At 74.4% G+C, this 660-nt stretch carries 1 protein-coding gene; it reads left to right on the top strand.

Annotated elements, in window-relative coordinates; all coding sequences use genetic code 11:
• A partial coding sequence (locus tag AB8Z36_RS41615) for a response regulator (RefSeq protein ID WP_369218511.1) occupies positions 1 to 660 on the top strand: 660 nt, incomplete at both ends.

Here is a 660-nt window from a genome sequence, read left to right as displayed (position 1 = left end):
CCCTCAAGGTGCTGGTGGCGGACGGCCGGAAAGTGGTCCGCGCGGGCTTCGCGGCCGTGATTGACGCCGAGGACGACATGGCGGTCGTGGGAGAGGCGGCGGACGGCGCCACGGCGGTACGCCTCGCCGGGGAACTGGCGCCCGACGTGGTCGTCATGGACGTCCGCATGCCCGGCCTCGACAGCATCGCCGCCACCCGCGTCATCACGGGCCGCCGAGCCGCGCCGCGCGTCCTGGTCCTGACCACCTTCGGCCTCGACGCGTACGTCTTCGACGCCCTGCGCGCCGGAGCCTCCGGCTTCCTCCTGAAGGACGTACGCGTCCCCGAACTCCTCGCCGCCGTAAGGCTGTTGGGAACCGGCGCAAGCGTCCTGGCCCCCTCCGCGACACGCCGCCTGATCGGCCACCGCACCGCGTCACCGAGCGCCCGGCACCGTCCCGCCCCGGGCCGTCTCGCCCCGGGCCGGGACCCGCTGTCCGCCCTGACGGCCCGCGAACGCCACGTACTGACCCTGGTGGCCCAGGGCCTGGACGACGCGGAGATCGCCGGGGAGCTGCGGATCACGGTCGGCACGGTGCAGTCCCACGTGAACGCGGTCCTGCGCAAGCTCGGCCTGCGCGACCGGGTACGGGCGACGATCCTGGCGTACGACCTGGGCC

Source organism: Streptomyces flavofungini, assembly GCF_041028215.1.
In the GTDB taxonomy this organism is placed as follows: Bacteria; Actinomycetota; Actinomycetes; order Streptomycetales; family Streptomycetaceae; genus Streptomyces; species Streptomyces flavofungini_B.
The sequence above is the reverse complement of the archived record's forward strand: the minus strand, read 5'-3'. Positions and strand labels throughout refer to the sequence as shown.